13 protein-coding genes are annotated in these 16,233 nt (G+C 61.1%); 8 read left to right on the top strand and 5 right to left on the bottom strand.

The window, feature by feature from the left end; translation table 11 throughout:
* Positions 1-56 precede the first annotated feature (56 nt).
* Positions 57-749 (top strand): YoaK family protein, encoded by a 693-nt coding sequence (locus DDE77_RS08695; RefSeq protein ID WP_108397070.1) that lies wholly within the window; start codon positions 57-59, stop codon positions 747-749.
* A gap of 263 nt (positions 750-1,012) precedes the next feature.
* On the opposite strand, the gene DDE77_RS08690 is transcribed toward DDE77_RS08695, so the two are convergent.
* From DDE77_RS08690 to chvE (DDE77_RS08670), 5 genes are all read right to left on the bottom strand, one after another.
* Positions 1,013-1,270, bottom strand: coding sequence for a DUF2171 domain-containing protein (locus DDE77_RS08690; RefSeq protein ID WP_108397069.1), 258 nt, complete (start codon positions 1,268-1,270; stop codon positions 1,013-1,015).
* Positions 1,271-1,401: 131 nt separating this feature from the next.
* Positions 1,402-2,682, bottom strand: coding sequence for a multiple monosaccharide ABC transporter permease (mmsB, locus tag DDE77_RS08685; protein WP_108397068.1), 1,281 nt, complete (start codon positions 2,680-2,682; stop codon positions 1,402-1,404).
* Entirely contained in the window at positions 2,679-4,211 is a 1,533-nt protein-coding gene (gene mmsA / locus DDE77_RS08680) for a multiple monosaccharide ABC transporter ATP-binding protein (RefSeq protein ID WP_108397067.1), read from the bottom strand. Before mmsA ends, mmsB begins: the two co-directional genes overlap by 4 nt.
* Positions 4,212-4,344: 133 nt before the next feature.
* Positions 4,345-5,418 (bottom strand): multiple monosaccharide ABC transporter substrate-binding protein, encoded by a 1,074-nt coding sequence (gene chvE / locus DDE77_RS08675; RefSeq protein ID WP_108397066.1) that lies wholly within the window; start codon positions 5,416-5,418, stop codon positions 4,345-4,347.
* A gap of 360 nt (positions 5,419-5,778) precedes the next feature.
* The gene (gene chvE / locus DDE77_RS08670) at positions 5,779-6,855 is read right to left on the bottom strand and encodes a multiple monosaccharide ABC transporter substrate-binding protein (protein ID WP_108397065.1); all 1,077 of its coding nucleotides are present in this window, start codon (positions 6,853-6,855) and stop codon (positions 5,779-5,781) included.
* Positions 6,856-7,178: 323 nt separating this feature from the next.
* Between chvE (DDE77_RS08670) and DDE77_RS08665 the strand changes: the two genes are divergently transcribed.
* From DDE77_RS08665 to DDE77_RS08635, 7 genes are all read left to right on the top strand, one after another.
* A complete protein-coding gene (locus DDE77_RS08665) occupies positions 7,179-8,138 on the top strand; it encodes a sugar-binding transcriptional regulator (protein WP_108397064.1) in 960 nt (319 codons plus the stop codon).
* Positions 8,139-8,263: 125 nt separating this feature from the next.
* Positions 8,264-9,574: an ABC transporter substrate-binding protein gene (locus DDE77_RS08660; RefSeq protein ID WP_108397063.1), complete on the top strand. Its 1,311-nt coding sequence runs from the start codon at positions 8,264-8,266 to the stop codon at positions 9,572-9,574.
* 215 nt (positions 9,575-9,789) lie between these two features.
* Positions 9,790-10,662 carry a carbohydrate ABC transporter permease gene (locus DDE77_RS08655; RefSeq protein ID WP_108397234.1) on the top strand — a complete coding sequence of 291 codons (873 nt, stop codon included), beginning with the start codon at positions 9,790-9,792 and terminating at the stop codon, positions 10,660-10,662.
* 160 nt (positions 10,663-10,822) lie between these two features.
* Positions 10,823-11,653 (top strand): carbohydrate ABC transporter permease, encoded by an 831-nt coding sequence (locus tag DDE77_RS08650; protein ID WP_108397062.1) that lies wholly within the window; start codon positions 10,823-10,825, stop codon positions 11,651-11,653.
* 96 nt (positions 11,654-11,749) lie between these two features.
* A complete protein-coding gene (locus DDE77_RS08645; protein WP_108397061.1) occupies positions 11,750-12,754 on the top strand; it encodes an ABC transporter ATP-binding protein in 1,005 nt (334 codons plus the stop codon).
* 196 nt (positions 12,755-12,950) lie between these two features.
* Entirely contained in the window at positions 12,951-14,423 is a 1,473-nt protein-coding gene (locus DDE77_RS08640) for a mannitol dehydrogenase family protein (protein WP_108397060.1), read from the top strand.
* A 111-nt stretch (positions 14,424-14,534) separates the two neighbouring features.
* Positions 14,535-16,121, top strand: coding sequence for an FGGY-family carbohydrate kinase (locus DDE77_RS08635; RefSeq protein WP_108397059.1), 1,587 nt, complete (start codon positions 14,535-14,537; stop codon positions 16,119-16,121).
* Positions 16,122-16,233: the final 112 nt, after the last annotated feature.

The raw sequence follows: 16,233 nt of genomic DNA, 5'->3' as shown, positions 1-16,233 counted from the left end.
ATAAGGCTTGTTGCACCTCCCGTGAAACAGCCATACTTGGCCTGGAGGTGTCAGCCATGCTGATCCGCGAAGGCGATCAAAGAGACTTTTCCATCGACATCCGCCTCGCGACCCTGCTCGCGGGCGTGGCCGGTGCGCTGAACGCCGCAGGCTTCCAGGCCGGCGGCCTGTTCTCGGCCAACATGACCGGCAATGTGTCAGCCCTTTCCGATCATCTGGGCCTTGGCAATTGGGGCATTGCGGCGCTGTTCGGCGCGCTGATCCTGGCCTTCATCACCGGCGCTTTCGTGTCCGGGCTTCTGATCGAATTCGGCCGCCGGCGTGGCGTGCGCGCCATCTATGCGTTCAGCATCACCGTCGAGGCCATTCTTCTGCTCCTGCTCGGCGCCCTGCGCATCGTCTTTCCCGATTTGGGCGCCGGCCATTTGGTGCTGGGCCTGAGCTTTATCATGGGCCTGCAAAACGCTGCCACCACCCGCATCTCCAATGCCCGCGTTCGCACCACCCATGTCTCGGGCATGGCGACCGACATTGGCCTCGGGCTCGCGGCGCTCCTGGGCGCCGGCACGGATCGGGAAAATGCCCTTGTCCGCCTGCGCCTCTATACCCAGACGATCATTGCCTTCTTCCTTGGAGGCATCCTTGGCGCCGTGCTCTATCTTTCCATCGGAGGCTATGTGCTTGTGATCACCGCCGCCATCCTCTTTGCCGTCGCCCTGCCCGAGGTCCGGCGCGCCCGCTCATCCTGATCTCCAACAAAAAAGGCGGCCGAGTTTCCCCGGCGGCCCAAACCCGCTAATGGAGCACTTATCCCCGCTCACTAACCTGCCCCGCCATCGGTTGGTCTTGGTCGCCGCTTCACGGCATTCTCAAAAACCGCTTCGGGTCACTTGGGCTATTGGTGCTGCCGTCAGCCATGAGCCCTCGCGCTGACCGCTTTAATGCGGCTGCGCCTCCCTATGAGAAGGCCCGCCCCCATAGGGCAGGCCATAAGACCGGATGGGGCCAGGACCTAGGCTGCGCCACCGCCCTCTTCCTCTTCGAAAGTCACCGCCACATCGCCATTCGCCGACAGGCGCACCTGATTGCCTTCGACATCGGCCACAAGGCCTAGTGAGATATAGTGATGGTGGCCCTCATGTGAGCCCTCACCGCTGTCTTTCTTGGTCAGTTTGATCCGGTCGCCTTCCACTTTATCCACGGTGCCGACATGAACGCCGTCGGCGCCGATGACCTCGGCATGTTCCTTGATCTGCTGCGAAATGGACATGGTCGTCTCCTGTTGAGTGGAGCCATAACGCACAAGGGCAATTTTTGCTGCGTTGGACCCCGCAGGACGGCGAATCCAAATAAAAAGGCCGCCGAGTTTCCCCGGCGGCCTGTTCGGTGAACCCGATGTTTTTATGCGCGGTTCTTGTTGTAGAGGTCGAAGAACACGGCCGCGAGCAGCACCACGCCCTTGATCATCTGCTGCAGGTCGATGTTGATGCCCATGATGGACATGCCATTGTTCATCACGCCCAAAATGAACGCGCCGATCACGGCGCCGGCCACGGCACCAACGCCGCCCAGCGCCGAAGCCCCGCCAATGAACACAGCCGCGATCACGTCGAGCTCCAGCCCCTGGCCGGCCTTGGGCGTCGCCGAATTGAGGCGCGCCGCATAGATCATGCCGGCCAGAGCAGCCAGAGCGCCCATGATGGCGAACACATAGAACGTCAGCCGTTCGGTCTTGATGCCCGAAAGCGCTGCCGCCTTGAGATTGCCGCCCAGCGCATAGATGCGACGGCCAAAGGTCATGCGCTTGGTGATGAACACAAATAGCGCAATCAGCAGCGCCATCACGACGAGTACGTTGGGCAGGCCGCGATAGGAGGCCAGCATATAGGAGAAGAACAGCACCAGCGCCGCGATCACCAGATTCTTGACCACGAACAGGCTGAACGGCTCGGTTTCATAGCCGCGCGCCTTGCGGCGGGCCCGGCCACGAATGGCAAAGAATACCATGGCGACAACGGCAGCAATGGCGATAACGGCCGTGGTCGTGTGGAGCACCACGGGCTGCACGCCTTCGCTGGCAGCAACCAATGTGGTGGGCCCGATGACGTCAGGGATAAAGCCGGCGGACAGCAGCTGGAACTCGGCGGGGAATGGACCAACCGACTTGCCGGCTAGGATCGCGAGGGACAGCCCCTTGAAGATCAGCATGCCGGCCAGCGTCACAATAAAGGACGGGATCTTGTGATAGGCGATAAGGTAGCCCTGCGCCGCGCCAATGGCGGCACCCACCACAAGGCAGATCGCGCCCGCCACAAATGGATTGGCGAGGAACGCCAATTCGGGAGGGAAGCGCCATCCCACCATCAGCATGGCGGCCAGAGCACCCACGAACCCCGATACCGAGCCCACGGAAAGGTCGATATGGCCGGCCACGATCACCAGCAACATGCCCAGCGCCATCACGATGATGTAGCTGTTCTGCAGGATGATGTTGGTCAGATTCACCGGCTTGAACAGAACGCCATTGGTGAAATACTGGAAAAACAGCATGATCAGGATCAGCGCGAGCAGGAGCCCGTAATCGCGCATATTGGCCTTGAGTGCGCCAAGGACCGTCAGCTGCTGGACGTTGACTGGCTGGCCAGTCGCTGTGATGCCCGGCTGGGCGGTGTCGGTGGTCATGATGCCTTCCCTTCAGCGCGAACAATGGCGCGCATGATTTTTTCCTGGCTCGCTTCGCTGGTCGGCATTTCGCCCACGATGCGGCCTTCGTTCATTACATAGACGCGGTCGGTAATGCCCAGCAATTCCGGCATTTCCGATGAAATCACCAGCACGGCTTTGCCCTGGGCGGCCAGCTGGTTGATGATGGTGTAGATTTCGTACTTGGCGCCGACATCGATGCCGCGCGTCGGTTCATCCAAGATCAGCACATCGGGGTTGGCAAACAGCCATTTGCTCAGCACCACCTTTTGCTGGTTCCCGCCGCTAAGATTACCCGTGACCTGATAAACGCTGGATGAGCGGATATTGGTCTTCTTGCGGTATTCGTTGGCGACGTCCATCTCGGTCATGTCGTCGATCACGCCGACTTTGGAAATGCCCTTGAGATTGGCAATCGTGGTGTTGTGTTTGATGTGGTCGATCAGGTTCAGCCCGAAAGTCTTCCGGTCTTCCGTCGCATAGGCAATGCCATGCGCTACGGCCCGCTCGACGGTGGAAGGGTCGATCTTCTTGCCATGCAGAAACACTTCGCCGCTGATCTTTTGCCCATAGGAACGGCCAAAGACGCTCATGGCGAATTCGGTGCGGCCCGAACCCATGAGCCCCGCAATACCAACCACCTCGCCCTTGCGGATTGAGATGTTGAGATCCTTGATCACCTGGCGGTCGCGATGCTGGGGATGGAACACGTTCCAGTTCTTGACCTCGAACACCACCTCCCCAATCTGCGGTTCGCGGCTGGGATAGCGGTCATCGAGCGAACGGCCCACCATCAGGGTAATGATGCGGTCCTCGGAAATCTCTTCCTTGTTCAGCGTCTCGATCGAGCGCCCGTCGCGGATCACCGTGATTCGGTCGGCCACACGCGAAATCTCGTTGAGCTTGTGCGAGATTAGGATCGAGGTGATCCCTTGCGTGCGGAACTCCATAAGGAGGTCGAGCAGTGCCTGGCTGTCCTTTTCGGAAAGCGAAGCAGTGGGCTCGTCCAGGATCAGCAGCTTGACTTCCTTGCTCAGCGCCTTGGCAATTTCCACCAATTGCTGCTTGCCCACGCCGATATTGGTCACCAGCGTATTGGGATCTTCCGCAAGGCCGACCATGCGCAACAGCTTGCGTGCGCCGTCTCGTGTCTCGTCCCAGTCGATCACCCCGCCCTTGGCCTGTTCATTGCCCAGGAATATGTTTTCGGCAATCGACAGGAGCGGCACCAGCGCCAGCTCCTGGTGAATGATAACGATGCCCTTGTGTTCGCTGTCGCGGATGGATTTGAAGTGCTGCTCTTCCCCTTTAAAGAGAATCTGCCCTTCATAGCTGCCATGGGGATAAACCCCGCTCAGCACTTTCATCAGCGTCGACTTGCCGGCGCCGTTTTCCCCTACGATGGCGTGGATTTCGCCTTGGCGGACAGTGAGGTTCACGTCCGACAGCGCCTTCACGCCCGGGAAGGTCTTGGTGATGCCGCGCATCTCCAGAATTGTTTCGCTCATCTTTTCTCGCTCTGATGGGCGCCTCGGGCAAACAGCAAAAACCCGTTTGCCCGATTAGCCGGCCCGCTGGCACTTTTGCGCCATAAAGCCTAAGGGCCCCGCGTTATCGCGAAGCCCCGCTTTGGTCCAGTACTTACTGTAGATCAGATTCCTTGATGTAACCGGAATCGACCACCAGTTCCTTGTAATTGGTCGCATCGACCTCATAGGGGGTCAGCAGCAGCGACGGAACAGTCTTGACGCCGTTCTCGTAGGTCGTGGTGTCGAGGCCTACAGGCTCGCCGCCTTCAAGCACCGTGTCCACCAGATCGGCCGTTACGCGAGCCAGCTCGCGCGTGTCCTTGTAGACGGTGGAATATTGCTCGCCGGCAATGATCGCCTTGATCGATGGGATTTCAGCGTCCTGGCCGGAGATGATCGGGTAGTCGAGGTCGCCCGAGCCATAGCCAATGCCCTTGAGCGAGGACAGGATACCGCGGGCAACGCCGTCATTTGGTGCAAGCACGGCATCAACCTGGCTGCCGTCCGAGTAGAAGGCGGACAGGAGGTTGTCCATGCGGGCCTGGGCGGTTGCACCGTCCCAACGCAGCGTGCCAACCGTATCCATGCCCATCTGGCCGGACTTGACCACCAGCACACCCTCATCGATCAGGGGCTGCAGAACGCTCATGGCGCCATCATAAAAGAAGAAGGCGTTGTTGTCGTCGGGCGAACCGCCGAACAGCTCGATGTTGAAAGGCCCCTTGTTCTCGGGATAGCCCAGACCCTTTAGGATCGAATTAGCCTGCAGCACGCCAACCTGGAAATTGTCGAACGTGGTGTAGTAATCGACGTTCTCGGTGTCGCGGATCAGGCGGTCATAGGCGATCACCTTGATGTCCGCAGCGCCGGCCTGCTCCAGGGCTGCGCTCAGCGTGGTGCCATCGAGCGCGGCAATGATCAGGGCCTTGGAGCCCTTGGTGATCATGTTTTCGATCTGGGCCAGCTGGTTTGGAATGTCGTCGCCGGCATATTGCAGGTCAACGGTGTAGCCCTTGGCTTCCAGCGCAGACTTGAGCTCGGCGCCATCCGAGTTCCAGCGCAGCGTGGTCTGCTCTGGCATGGCAATGCCGATCGTGCCCTTGTCCTGGGCAAAGGCCGATGCCGATGCGCCCAGCGCGAGGCTGCCGGCGAGAACCGACCATGCCAGTGATTTCAGTAAGTTCATTCTGGTCTCCCTTCAGAGTGCTCTGGCAGGGATGAGTGCAGACTGCCGCGCCACAATCGTGCCGGCAGTCCCAACAAGGGGGTCACCGACGATGATTGCAGATCTGAAGCGGTAGCGTGCGGCGATTGAACGCCTTGGCCCTCCCAAGCCAGTCTGCGCAGAATAGGAGAAGCGTGCGGCGCCCGCAAGCAAATTGAGGTACGTGCATCGGAACCGCTCGGCATGGTGAATACGGCTGGTTTACTTACCCATCTGCCGTAACCGGACGCCCTGATCTTGCGATCGAAACGATCCATGCCCTTTGGGATGCTCCCTAAAGCAGAAGGGCCCCGCTTTGCAGCGAGGCCCCATGATCAATTCTTATTGGATGTCTTCTGGCTTGAGGTAGCCCGAGTCGATCACCAGTTCCTGGTAGTTGGTGGCATCCACTTCATAGGGGGTCAGCAGGATCGAGGGCACGACCTTGACGCCATTGTCATAGGTGGTGGTGTCCAGGCCTTCTGGCGTACCGCCCGTCAGCAGCGTGTCGACCAGTTCAGCGGTCTTGGCAGCCAGCTCGCGGGTGTCCTTGTAGATGGTGGAATACTGCTCGCCGGCAATGATGGCCTTGACCGATGGAGCTTCGGCGTCCTGGCCGGTGATGATCGGCCACTGCAGATCGCCCGAGCCATAGCCAACGCCGCGGAGCGAGGAGATGATGCCGCGCGACAGGCCATCATAGGGCGCCAGCACGCCATGCACGACCGAGCCGTCCGAGTAGTTGGCCGACAAGATATTGTCCATGCGAGCCTGTGCAACGGCACCGTCCCAACGCAGCGTACCGACGGTGTCCATGCCCTGCTGGCCGGACTTGATCACGATGTCGCCAGCGTCGATCATGGGCTGCAGCACGCTCATGGCGCCGTCATAGAAGAAGAAGGCGTTGTTGTCGTCGGGCGAGCCGCCAAACAGTTCAACATTCCATGGCTTGCCATCGGGGAAGCGCTCGTTGAGGCCCTTCACCAGCGAATTGGCCTGCAGCACGCCGACCTGGAAATTGTCAAACGTGGTGTAGAGGTCGACATTGCCGCTTTCGCGGATCAGGCGGTCATAGGCAATGACCTTGATGCCAGCATCGGCGGCCTGCTGCAGCACGGCGCTGAGCGTGGTGCCATCGACCGAAGCGATAACCAGGGCCTGGGAGCCCTTGGTGACCATGTTCTCGACCTGGGCGAGCTGGTTCGGGATGTCGTCTTCTGCGTACTGCAGGTCGACAGTGTAGCCCTTGGCTTCCAGAGCCGACTTGAGCTCGTTACCGTCCGAGATCCAGCGCAGCGAGGACTGCGTCGGCATGGCAATGCCGATGGCACCCTTGTCCTGGGCATAAACTGCGGTGGAAGCGGTCAGCGCCATGGCGCTAACTGCCAGCACGGTGGCAAGCGTCTTGATAATCTTCACGTCTCGACTCCCTTATATATTCGAGGTCATAAAGCTTTGATGGTCAAACAGGGGAGAGACTGCGGCAGCTTGGCCCTAAGACCCTTCGCCACGAAAAGCCCGCGACGCCTGCCGGCGCACGCTGTCAGCTGATCTGGCAAGAAGTGCATGAAACCAACGGCGCATGCCGTCAGGGCCCTCCCAAGCCCATGCGGCGGAAGCTAGGATAATCGGCTATGGCTGTAAAGCTGGTTTGTAGCTGCACCCAGGCGAGAGCGCACAAACCCCTTGCGGCTCCGGGGCCCATCCCGAATAATTCCGCTGGCATGATTAGGACAGGATGAATGGCGCCAAGACTAGACCCTTCGGGCAATCGCCTGGACGATGCCGCCCGCGCCGGCTGGCTTTACTATGTGGCTGGCAATACCCAGGAGGAAATCGCCGCCAAACTCGGCATTTCGCGCCAGTCCGCCCAGCGTCTTGTGTCCCTTTCCGTCAGCGAGGGCCTGATCAAGGTGCGGCTCGATCATCCGATCGGGCGCTGCATGGATCTGGCCAGTCGCCTCAAGACCAAGTTCGCGCTCGACCTTGTGGAAGTGGTACCCTCCGATCCCACCAGCACCTCCACCACAATCGGGCTGGCCGAAGCCGCCGCTGCCGAAATCGAGCGCTGGCTCAAACGTGTCGATCCCATCGTCATGGCCATCGGCACCGGCCGCACCCTCAAGGCCGCCGTGGAACAGCTGATGCCCATGGACGCCTCGCGCCACAAGGTGGTCTCCCTCACGGGCAATATCTCGCCCGATGGCTCGGCGGCCTACTACAACGTCATCTTCAACATTGCCGACACGGTGAAGGCCCGCAGCTTTCCCATGCCCCTGCCGGTCATGGCCTCCTCGGCCCGTGAGCGCGAACTGCTTCACGCCCAGCCCATGATCCGCGAAACGCTCCAGCTCGCGGCCCAGGCCCATGTTACCTTTGTTGGCCTGGGGGATATCGGCCCCGAGGCGCCCCTGTTCGTTGACGGTTTCATCACCGAAGCCGAACTCGAGGCACTCCAGAAGGCGGGCGCCGTGGGCGAAATCTGCGGCTGGAGCTTTGATGCCGATGGCCGCTGGATCGATGGCCCCATCAACGAGCGCGTCGCCTCCGCCCCCATCCCCTCCCCGGAACGCTCCCAAATCGTTGCCATTGCCATGGGCAGCCGCAAACTCCCCGGTATGCGCGCGGTTCTCCACCGGCGGCTCGTCAACGGCATCATCACCGACGAAACATCGGCTGAACGCCTGCTCGACACGGCCTGATCAACAGAACCCATAACAGCCACATGCCGCAAGGGGCGCATGGCCCCCTTGACACCCGCGCATAACTGGTGAGTATTTGCTCATCACCGTGACAAATGCCCGTCATGGTCCTTGGGAGGTAATACATGAAACTCACACCCATTCTCGTGGGCGCGTTCACCCTTGCGCTGGCCACTTCCGCCTCGGCGCAGACGCTCACCATCGCAACCGTCAACAATGGCGACATGGTCCGCATGCAGGCCCTGTCCCCCGCCTTCACCGAAGAAACCGGCATCGAGCTCAACTGGGTCGTGCTGGAAGAAAACACCCTTCGCCAGAACGTCACCACCGACATCGCCACCAATGGCGGCCAGTATGACATCATGACCATCGGCACCTATGAGGCTCCGATCTGGGCCAAGCAGGGCTGGCTGAAGCCCCTGGACGCCCTTGCCGCCGATGCCGAATACGACGTCGACGACATCCTGCCCCCCATCCGGGAGGGCCTTTCCTTCGAAGGCAAGCTCTATGCAGCGCCCTTCTATGGCGAAAGCTCCTTCATCATGTACCGCAAGGACCTGATGGAAAAAGCGGGCCTCGAAATGCCCGAAGCGCCCACCTGGGAGTTCATCGGCGAGGCCGCCCGCGCTATGACCGATCGCTCTGCCGACATCAACGGCATCTGCCTGCGCGGCAAGGCCGGCTGGGGCGAAAACATGGCGTTCCTAACGGCCATGTCCAATTCGTTCGGCGCCCGCTGGTTCGATGAAAACTGGGTGCCCCAGTTCAACACACCCGAGTGGAAGAACACGCTCGACACTTACCTGTCGCTTATGGCCGATGCTGGCCCCTCGGGCGCCTCGTCCAACGGCTTCAACGAAAACCTCACCCTGTTCCAGCAGGGCAAGTGCGGCATGTGGATCGACGCCACCGTCGCGGCGTCCTTTGTGACCAATCCCGAAGATTCCACTGTCGCCGACCAGGTCGGCTTTGCCCTTGCGCCCGACAATGGCTTGGGCAAGCGCGGCAACTGGCTCTGGGCATGGTCGCTCGCCATTCCCAACAGCTCGCAGAATGCCGAAGCTGCCGAGCAGTTCATCAACTGGGCCACCAACAAGGACTACCTTGCCCTCGTTGCCGAACAGGAAGGCTGGGCAAACGTACCGCCGGGCACCCGCACCTCGCTCTATGAGAACGCGGAATACCAGGCTGCCGCGCCTTTCGCTCAGATGACGCTCGATTCCATCAACGCCGCCAGCCCCGCTGAACCCACCGTTCAGCCCGTGCCCTATACTGGCGTGCAGTTCGTCGCCATCCCCGAGTTCGCTGGCATCGCCACCAATATCGGCCAGCTCTTCTCGGCAGCCCTTGCCGGGCAAATGTCCGCTGACGACGCCCTAGCCCAAGCCCAGGACGCCGCCACCCGCGACATGACCCGCGCTGGGTATATTAAGTAAGTCTTCTCCCGAAGACGTGCCGCTCGGTCGATGATCTCAAATCTCCGCCGGGCGGTTCTTGGATCGGGCACTCAGCCTGATCTGAGACCTCATGGTGAGCCTGTCGAACCACGAGGTCGGGCTTACCAGCCGTGCCACGACCTCGTCCTTCGACAGGCTCAGGATGAGGTCTGATCGAACATCGCACATGCTTGTCAAAGCTTGAGATCAGCAACATGGCTACCGCCCAAACTCGCACCCTGTCCCGCGTCATGATGGCTCCGGCCGTCCTGGTCCTGCTGATCTGGATGATCGTCCCACTGGTCATGACCCTGTGGTTCTCGTTCCAGAACTATTCGCTTATCAACCCGATGATGACGGGCTTTGCCGGCTGGGCGAACTACCTCTACGTCATCGGGGATCCAAGCTTCACCCAATCCCTGGTCAATACCCTGATCCTGGTCGGCGGCGTCCTTGCCATCACCGTGATCGGGGGCACGCTCCTGGCGCTTCTTCTTGACCAGCCCATCTGGGGCCAGGGCATATTGCGCATCATCGTCATCTCGCCCTTTTTCGTTATGCCGCCGGTGGCGGCCCTGATCTGGAAAAACGGCTTCATGCATCCCGGCTACGGCATGCTCGGGCATCTCTGGAAGTTCTTTGGCCTCCAGCCCGTGGACTGGTTCAACCAATACCCGCTGTTTTCCGTCATCGTGATCGTTGCCTGGCAATGGCTGCCTTTTGCGACCCTGATCCTTTTGACCGCTCTCCAGTCGCTCTCCGAAGAACAGCGCGAGGCCGCGGAAATGGATGGCGCCAACGCCGTCAACCGTTTCCGCTACATCATCCTGCCGCACATGGCCCGCGCGATCACCATCGTGATCCTGATCCAGACCATATTCCTGCTCGGTATCTTCGCAGAGATCCGCGTCACTACGGGCGGCGGCCCGGGCTACGCCTCGACCAACCTCACCTTCCTCGTTTTCCGCACCGGCATCCTGAGCAATGACATTGGCGCGGGTTCCGCCGGCGGCGTGGTCGCCGTCATCCTCGCCAACATCGTCGCCATCTTCCTGATGCGCGCGGTAGGAAAGAACCTCGATGCTTGAGCTTGGCAACACCCCCACCCCAGCCCTCCCCGCAAGGGGGAGGGTGATCTCCACTCCGTGGCACTATGCTGCCACAGCCACGAAGTTCACCTTCCCCCTTGCGGGGGAGGCCAGGAGGGGGGCCTCTCTCCCCGCGCTCCACCCAGCGGAGATTCACTAAATGGCCCGCACCGTCCCCACCTCAACCCGCATCGGCTTCACCGCCCTGGCCTGGATCATCGCGCTGATCCTCTTCTCGCCAATCCTGTGGGTGCTGCTCACTGCCTTCAAGACCGAAGCCGAGGCCATAGCCAATACGCCGACCTTCTTTCCGCAGAACTTCACGCTGGAGAATTTCGGCGCCGTCCAAGCCCGCTCGGACTATATCAAGCACGCCACCAACTCGATCATCGTTTCGGTGGGCTCAACCCTGATCGGCCTCATCATCGGCATTCCCGCCGCCTGGGCCATGGCCTTTGCGCCAACCAAGCGCACCAAGGACGTCCTGATGTGGATGCTCTCCACCAAGATGATGCCGGCCGTGGGCGTGCTGATCCCGATCTACTTGATCTTCCGCGATTTGCGCCTGCTCGACACGGTGCATGGCCTCACCATCATCATGACGCTGATCAATCTGCCGATCATCATCTGGATGCTCTACACCTACTTCAAGGAAATCCCGGTCGATATCCTGGAAGCCTCGCGCATGGATGGCGCGGAACTGTGGAACGAGATCGTCCACGTGCTCGTCCCCATGGCCGTCCCCGGCATCGCCTCCACGCTCCTGCTCAACGTGATCCTCGCCTGGAACGAAGCCTTCTGGACCATCACCCTAACCTCGGGCCGCGCCGGCACGCTCACGGCCTTCATCTCCTCCTTCTCATCACCCCAGGGCCTCTTCCTCGCCAAACTCTCCGCCGCCTCGCTCCTCGCGATCGCGCCCATCCTCCTCATGGGCTGGTTCAGCCAGAAACAACTCGTCCGCGGCCTGACCTTCGGAGCGGTCAAGTGATGCCGAGCACTTACACCCCAGTAGACCTCATGGTGAGCCTGTCGAACCACGAGGTCGTGCCACCTGCACAACAGCCGCGCACAAAGGACCACTGAAATGGGCTCCATATCCCTCCAGAACGTCAAGAAGTCCTTCGGCGAAGTCGAGATCATTCCCGACATCACCCTCGACATCAAGGAAGGCGAATTTGTCGTCTTTGTCGGCCCTTCAGGCTGCGGCAAGTCCACCCTGCTGCGCCTGATCGCCGGGCTCGAAGACACTACCAGCGGCACCATCCTGCTTGATGGCCAGGACATGACCAAGGCGCCCCCCGCCCGGCGCGGCCTTGCCATGGTGTTCCAGTCCTATGCGCTCTACCCGCACATGACCGTGCGCGACAACATCGCCTTCCCGCTGAAGATGGCCAAGGCATCCAAGGAAGAGATCGACCGAAAGGTCGAATATGCCGCCCGCACCCTCAACCTTTCGAGCTATCTGGACCGCCGCCCCCGCGCCCTGTCCGGCGGTCAGCGCCAGCGCGTCGCCATCGGTCGTGCCATCGTGCGCGAGCCCAAGGCGTTCCTGTTCGACGAACCGCTGTCCAACCTCGACGCGGCCCTGCGCGTCAACATGCGCCTTGAAATCACCGAACTGCACCAACAGCTCAAAACTACCATGATCTACGTGACCCACGATCAGGTCGAAGCCATGACCATGGCCGACCGCATCGTGGTGCTCAATGCCGGCAATGTAGAACAGTTCGGCTCTCCACTCGACCTCTACAAAAAGCCGGCCAACCGCTTCGTTGCCGGTTTCATCGGTTCGCCCCGCATGAACTTCATCGATGGCCCCGAAGCCGCCCGCTACAACGCCCACTCCATTGGCGTACGCCCCGAGCATTTCACCATCGCAACAACGCCAGGTTCCGGTACCTGGAAAGGCAAGGTCGGCGTCGCCGAACAACTCGGCTCCGACACTTTCCTCCACGTCCACGTCGATGGCCTCACCCTGATGACCATCCGCACCGATGGCGAACAAACCTTCAACCATGGCGACGACGTCTATCTCACGCCCGACCCAACCCGCATCTACCGCTTTGACGCTGCGGGAAAGGCGATCTGAAGCCAGACCTTGCAGTCGACACCCTCCCCCTTGCGGGGCTTGGAAGCGACCCGCAGGGATAAATTGCTCCGGTGGAGCAATTTAAGTGAACAAGGCCATGAGGCTATGCCGAATGGCTGCATCAAGGGTGGGGGTGGGTTAGCCCTAATCTTCCGACTTAGAACACCACAACATCGCCCATGATCGAGGGGCCATCATGACCACCAAACTCTCCGCCGCCGCCCTCCCAACCCTCACCACCGCCGCGATCCCGGCCTACGATCGCTCCACCCTCACCCCAGGCATCGTCCACATTGGTGTCGGCAATTTCCACCGCGCCCACCAGGCGGTGTATCTCGATGACCTCTTCGCCACCGGCACCGACCACGATTGGGCCCTGATCGGCGCAGGCGTGCGCCCTGCCGACGAAGCCATGCGGCAAAAGCTGCAGGCGCAGGACTGGCTCACCACTGTCGTGGAACAGGAAGCCGACGCCTCCACCGCCCGCGTTACCGGCGCCATGATCGACTACCTTCAACCAGGCGACAGCGAAGCCGTCATTGCCCAGCTGGCCGACCCCGCCATTCGCATCGTCTCCCTCACCATCACCGAAGGCGGTTATTTCATCGATCCTGCTTCCCAGAAGTTCGACCCAGCCCACCCCGAGATCGCCTATGACGCGGCTCATCGAGACGCACCCAAAACGGCATTCGGCCTGATCCTGGCCGGCCTCGAGCGCCGCCGCCGCGCCGGCATCGCCCCCTTCACAATCATGTCTTGCGACAACATCCCCGGGAATGGCCACGTCACCCAAAACGCCGTAGTCGGCCTCGCCCGGCTGATCGACCCTAGTCTTGCCCAATGGGTCAGCGAAAACGTCGCCTTCCCCAATGGCATGGTCGACCGCATCACCCCCGCGACTTCCGAACGCGAAATCGCGCTCCTTCGAGAATATTTCGGCATCGAGGACAATTTGCCCGTTTTCTGCGAAAGCTTCCGCCAATGGGTGCTGGAAGACAATTTCCCGGCCGGCCGCCCGGCGCTCGAAAAAGCCGGCGTCCAGTTCGTCCCGGACGTCGCGCCCTACGAGCACATGAAAATCCGTATCCTCAATGGCGGCCACGCCACCATTGCCTACCCTGCGGGGCTGCTCGACATCCACTTCGTCCATGAAGCCATGGAGCACCCCTTGGTCGGCGCCTTCCTTGCCAAGGTCGAGCGCGAGGAAATCATCCCCGTCGTGCCCCCGGTTCCCGACACCAATCTGGATGATTACTTCCAGCTTTGCGAGCGCCGCTTCAGCAATCCCAAGATCGGCGACACCATCCGGCGCCTTGCCCTCGATGGCTCCAATCGCCAGCCCAAATTCATTATTCCATCCGCACTCGATCGCGCTCAACGTCAACAGTCTGTTAACGGATTGTCACTCGTTTCAGCCCTGTGGTGCCGCTATTGCTATGGCCAAACCGACTCCGGAAAACCCATAGAACCCAACGATCCCAACTGGGATCGCCTCACCGCACAAGCCAAACGCGCCCGGGAAAATCCCCAAGCCTGGCTGGACATGCGGGACATCTATGGCGACCTCGCCAACATGCCCACCTTCACCCAAGCCTTCTCCTATTGGCTGAATAGCCTTTGGGAACATGGCACTAGCGCAACCCTGGAGCGCTATCTTTCCGACCGGTAGAAACACAAGACAATCTCTCCACCTCCATATCCGCGCTGCTATTTTCAACCATAGGCACCGGCTGCCTGATCGGTTAGGGTCCCTTCGGACCAAAAAGAAGGCGCTTCTGGTTTGACGCAAAGCCTCGTGGTGGCAGTGGATGTGGGCACGGGGAGTGCGCGGGCCGGCGTCTTGACGCCTGCCGGCACCCTGCTGGGTCGTGCTGAGCACCCCATCGCCATGAACCGCGCCGACGCCAATCACGCCGAGCACGACAGCGAGCAGATCTGGCAAGCTGTCTGCGCCGCCATACGCTCCGCCATGTCCTCGGCCAGCGCCGGGCCCGAACAAGTCGTCGGCCTGAGCTTTGACGCCACCTGTTCCCTGGTGATCCGCGCGCCCGATGGCACGCCGGTGACCGTCTCCTCCAATAGGGAGGATCGCTGGGACACCATCGTCTGGCTCGATCATCGCGCCCTCGCCGAAGCCGATGAATGCACCCGCGCCGGCCATCGCGTGCTCAACTATGTCGGTGGCGTCATGTCGCCGGAAATGGAAGTGCCCAAGCTCATGTGGCTCAAGCGCCATATGCCCAAAAGCTGGGCCCGCGCTGGCATGATGTTCGACCTGGCTGATTTCCTCACCTGGAAGGCCACAGGGTCGCTCTGCCGCTCGCAATCCACCCTGACTTGCAAATGGACCTATCTCGCCCATACCAACCCCGCTTGGCAGCAGGATCTTTTCGAGCTCGTCGGCCTTGATGACCTCCTCCAAAAAGCCGCTCTTCCCGAACGCGCCAGCCCGGTGGGCACCAATCTGGGCCCCATCACCGCCTCGGCTGCCGCCGATCTTGGCCTCACCACCAACTGCCACATTGGCGCCGGCTTGATCGACGCACATGCGGGCGCCTTGGGGGTCCTTGGCGCATTCACCTCCGACATTTCCACAATCGACCGGCACCTCGCCCTGATCGCCGGAACCTCCTCCTGCGTCATGGCCCTTTCAGCCGAGGATCGGCCGATAAACGGCGTCTGGGAGCCCTATTTCGGCGCTGTCCTACCCGGTTCCTGGCTCAACGAAGGCGGTCAATCCGCCACCGGCGCCCTTCTTGACCACATCATCCGCTGCCATCGCGCAGGCGGCGAGCCCACACCCGAAAAGCACCGCGACATTGCCGACCGGATCAACCGGCTCCGCCGGGCCGATGGGTGGCAATTGGGGCAACGTATTCACGTACTCCCCGATTTCCACGGCAATCGCTCGCCTCTCGCCGATCCTTCGGCCGTGGGTGTGATTTCGGGCTTAACCCTGGACAGCGACTTCGATTCCCTTTGCCGCCTTTATTGGCGCACCTGCGTTGGGATCGCCCTTGGCGTGCGCCACATCCTTGAAACCCTCAACACCCGCGGCTACGCCATCGACACGCTCCATATAACCGGCGGGCACACCAAAAATCCCGTGCTGATGGAGCTTTACGCGGACGCCACCAACTGCACAGTCGTGGTCCCCTCCACCAGGGATGCAACCCTTCTGGGCACCGGCATGGTCGCTGCCACAGCTGCTGGCCTCTACCCCAGCCTCGACGCCGCCTGCACTGCCATGCAGCAGGGCGGCCAGCAATATCCTCCCAACCCCGCCGCACGAGCGCAGTTCGACAAGGACTACCGCATCTTCCTCGAAATGCACCGCCACCGCCAAGCCATCGACGCCATGACCTGAAACGATCCTAGCTCCCCACCGATTGAACGCCCACCTATCCGGCGCCCACAAACCCCGCTAAGCTCACAGCCCGAAGCCACATCGTGGCCGAACAAGCGAGCGACGCCTGCGT

This window comes from Devosia submarina, assembly GCF_003056345.1.
Taxonomy (GTDB): Bacteria; Pseudomonadota; Alphaproteobacteria; order Rhizobiales; family Devosiaceae; genus Devosia; species Devosia submarina.
Note: the sequence above shows the minus strand (reverse complement) of the source record. Positions and strands in the feature narration are given on the sequence as shown.

Excerpts from the sequence above, each read along its gene's own strand:
- DDE77_RS08695 (WP_108397070.1), top strand. The coding sequence starts at position 57 with ATGCTGATCCGCGAAGGCGATCAAAGAGACTTTTCCATCGACATCCGC.
- DDE77_RS08690 (WP_108397069.1), bottom strand. The coding sequence starts at position 1,270 with ATGTCCATTTCGCAGCAGATCAAGGAACATGCCGAGGTCATCGGCGCC.
- mmsB (WP_108397068.1), bottom strand. The coding sequence starts at position 2,682 with ATGACCACCGACACCGCCCAGCCGGGCATCACAGCGACTGGCCAGCCA.
- mmsA (WP_108397067.1), bottom strand. The coding sequence starts at position 4,211 with ATGAGCGAAACAATTCTGGAGATGCGCGGCATCACCAAGACCTTCCCG.
- chvE (WP_108397066.1), bottom strand. The coding sequence starts at position 5,418 with ATGAACTTACTGAAATCACTGGCATGGTCGGTTCTCGCCGGCAGCCTC.
- DDE77_RS08665 (WP_108397064.1), top strand. The coding sequence starts at position 7,179 with ATGGCGCCAAGACTAGACCCTTCGGGCAATCGCCTGGACGATGCCGCC.
- DDE77_RS08660 (WP_108397063.1), top strand. The coding sequence starts at position 8,264 with ATGAAACTCACACCCATTCTCGTGGGCGCGTTCACCCTTGCGCTGGCC.
- DDE77_RS08655 (WP_108397234.1), top strand. The coding sequence starts at position 9,790 with ATGGCTACCGCCCAAACTCGCACCCTGTCCCGCGTCATGATGGCTCCG.
- DDE77_RS08650 (WP_108397062.1), top strand. The coding sequence starts at position 10,823 with ATGGCCCGCACCGTCCCCACCTCAACCCGCATCGGCTTCACCGCCCTG.
- DDE77_RS08645 (WP_108397061.1), top strand. The coding sequence starts at position 11,750 with ATGGGCTCCATATCCCTCCAGAACGTCAAGAAGTCCTTCGGCGAAGTC.
- DDE77_RS08640 (WP_108397060.1), top strand. The coding sequence starts at position 12,951 with ATGACCACCAAACTCTCCGCCGCCGCCCTCCCAACCCTCACCACCGCC.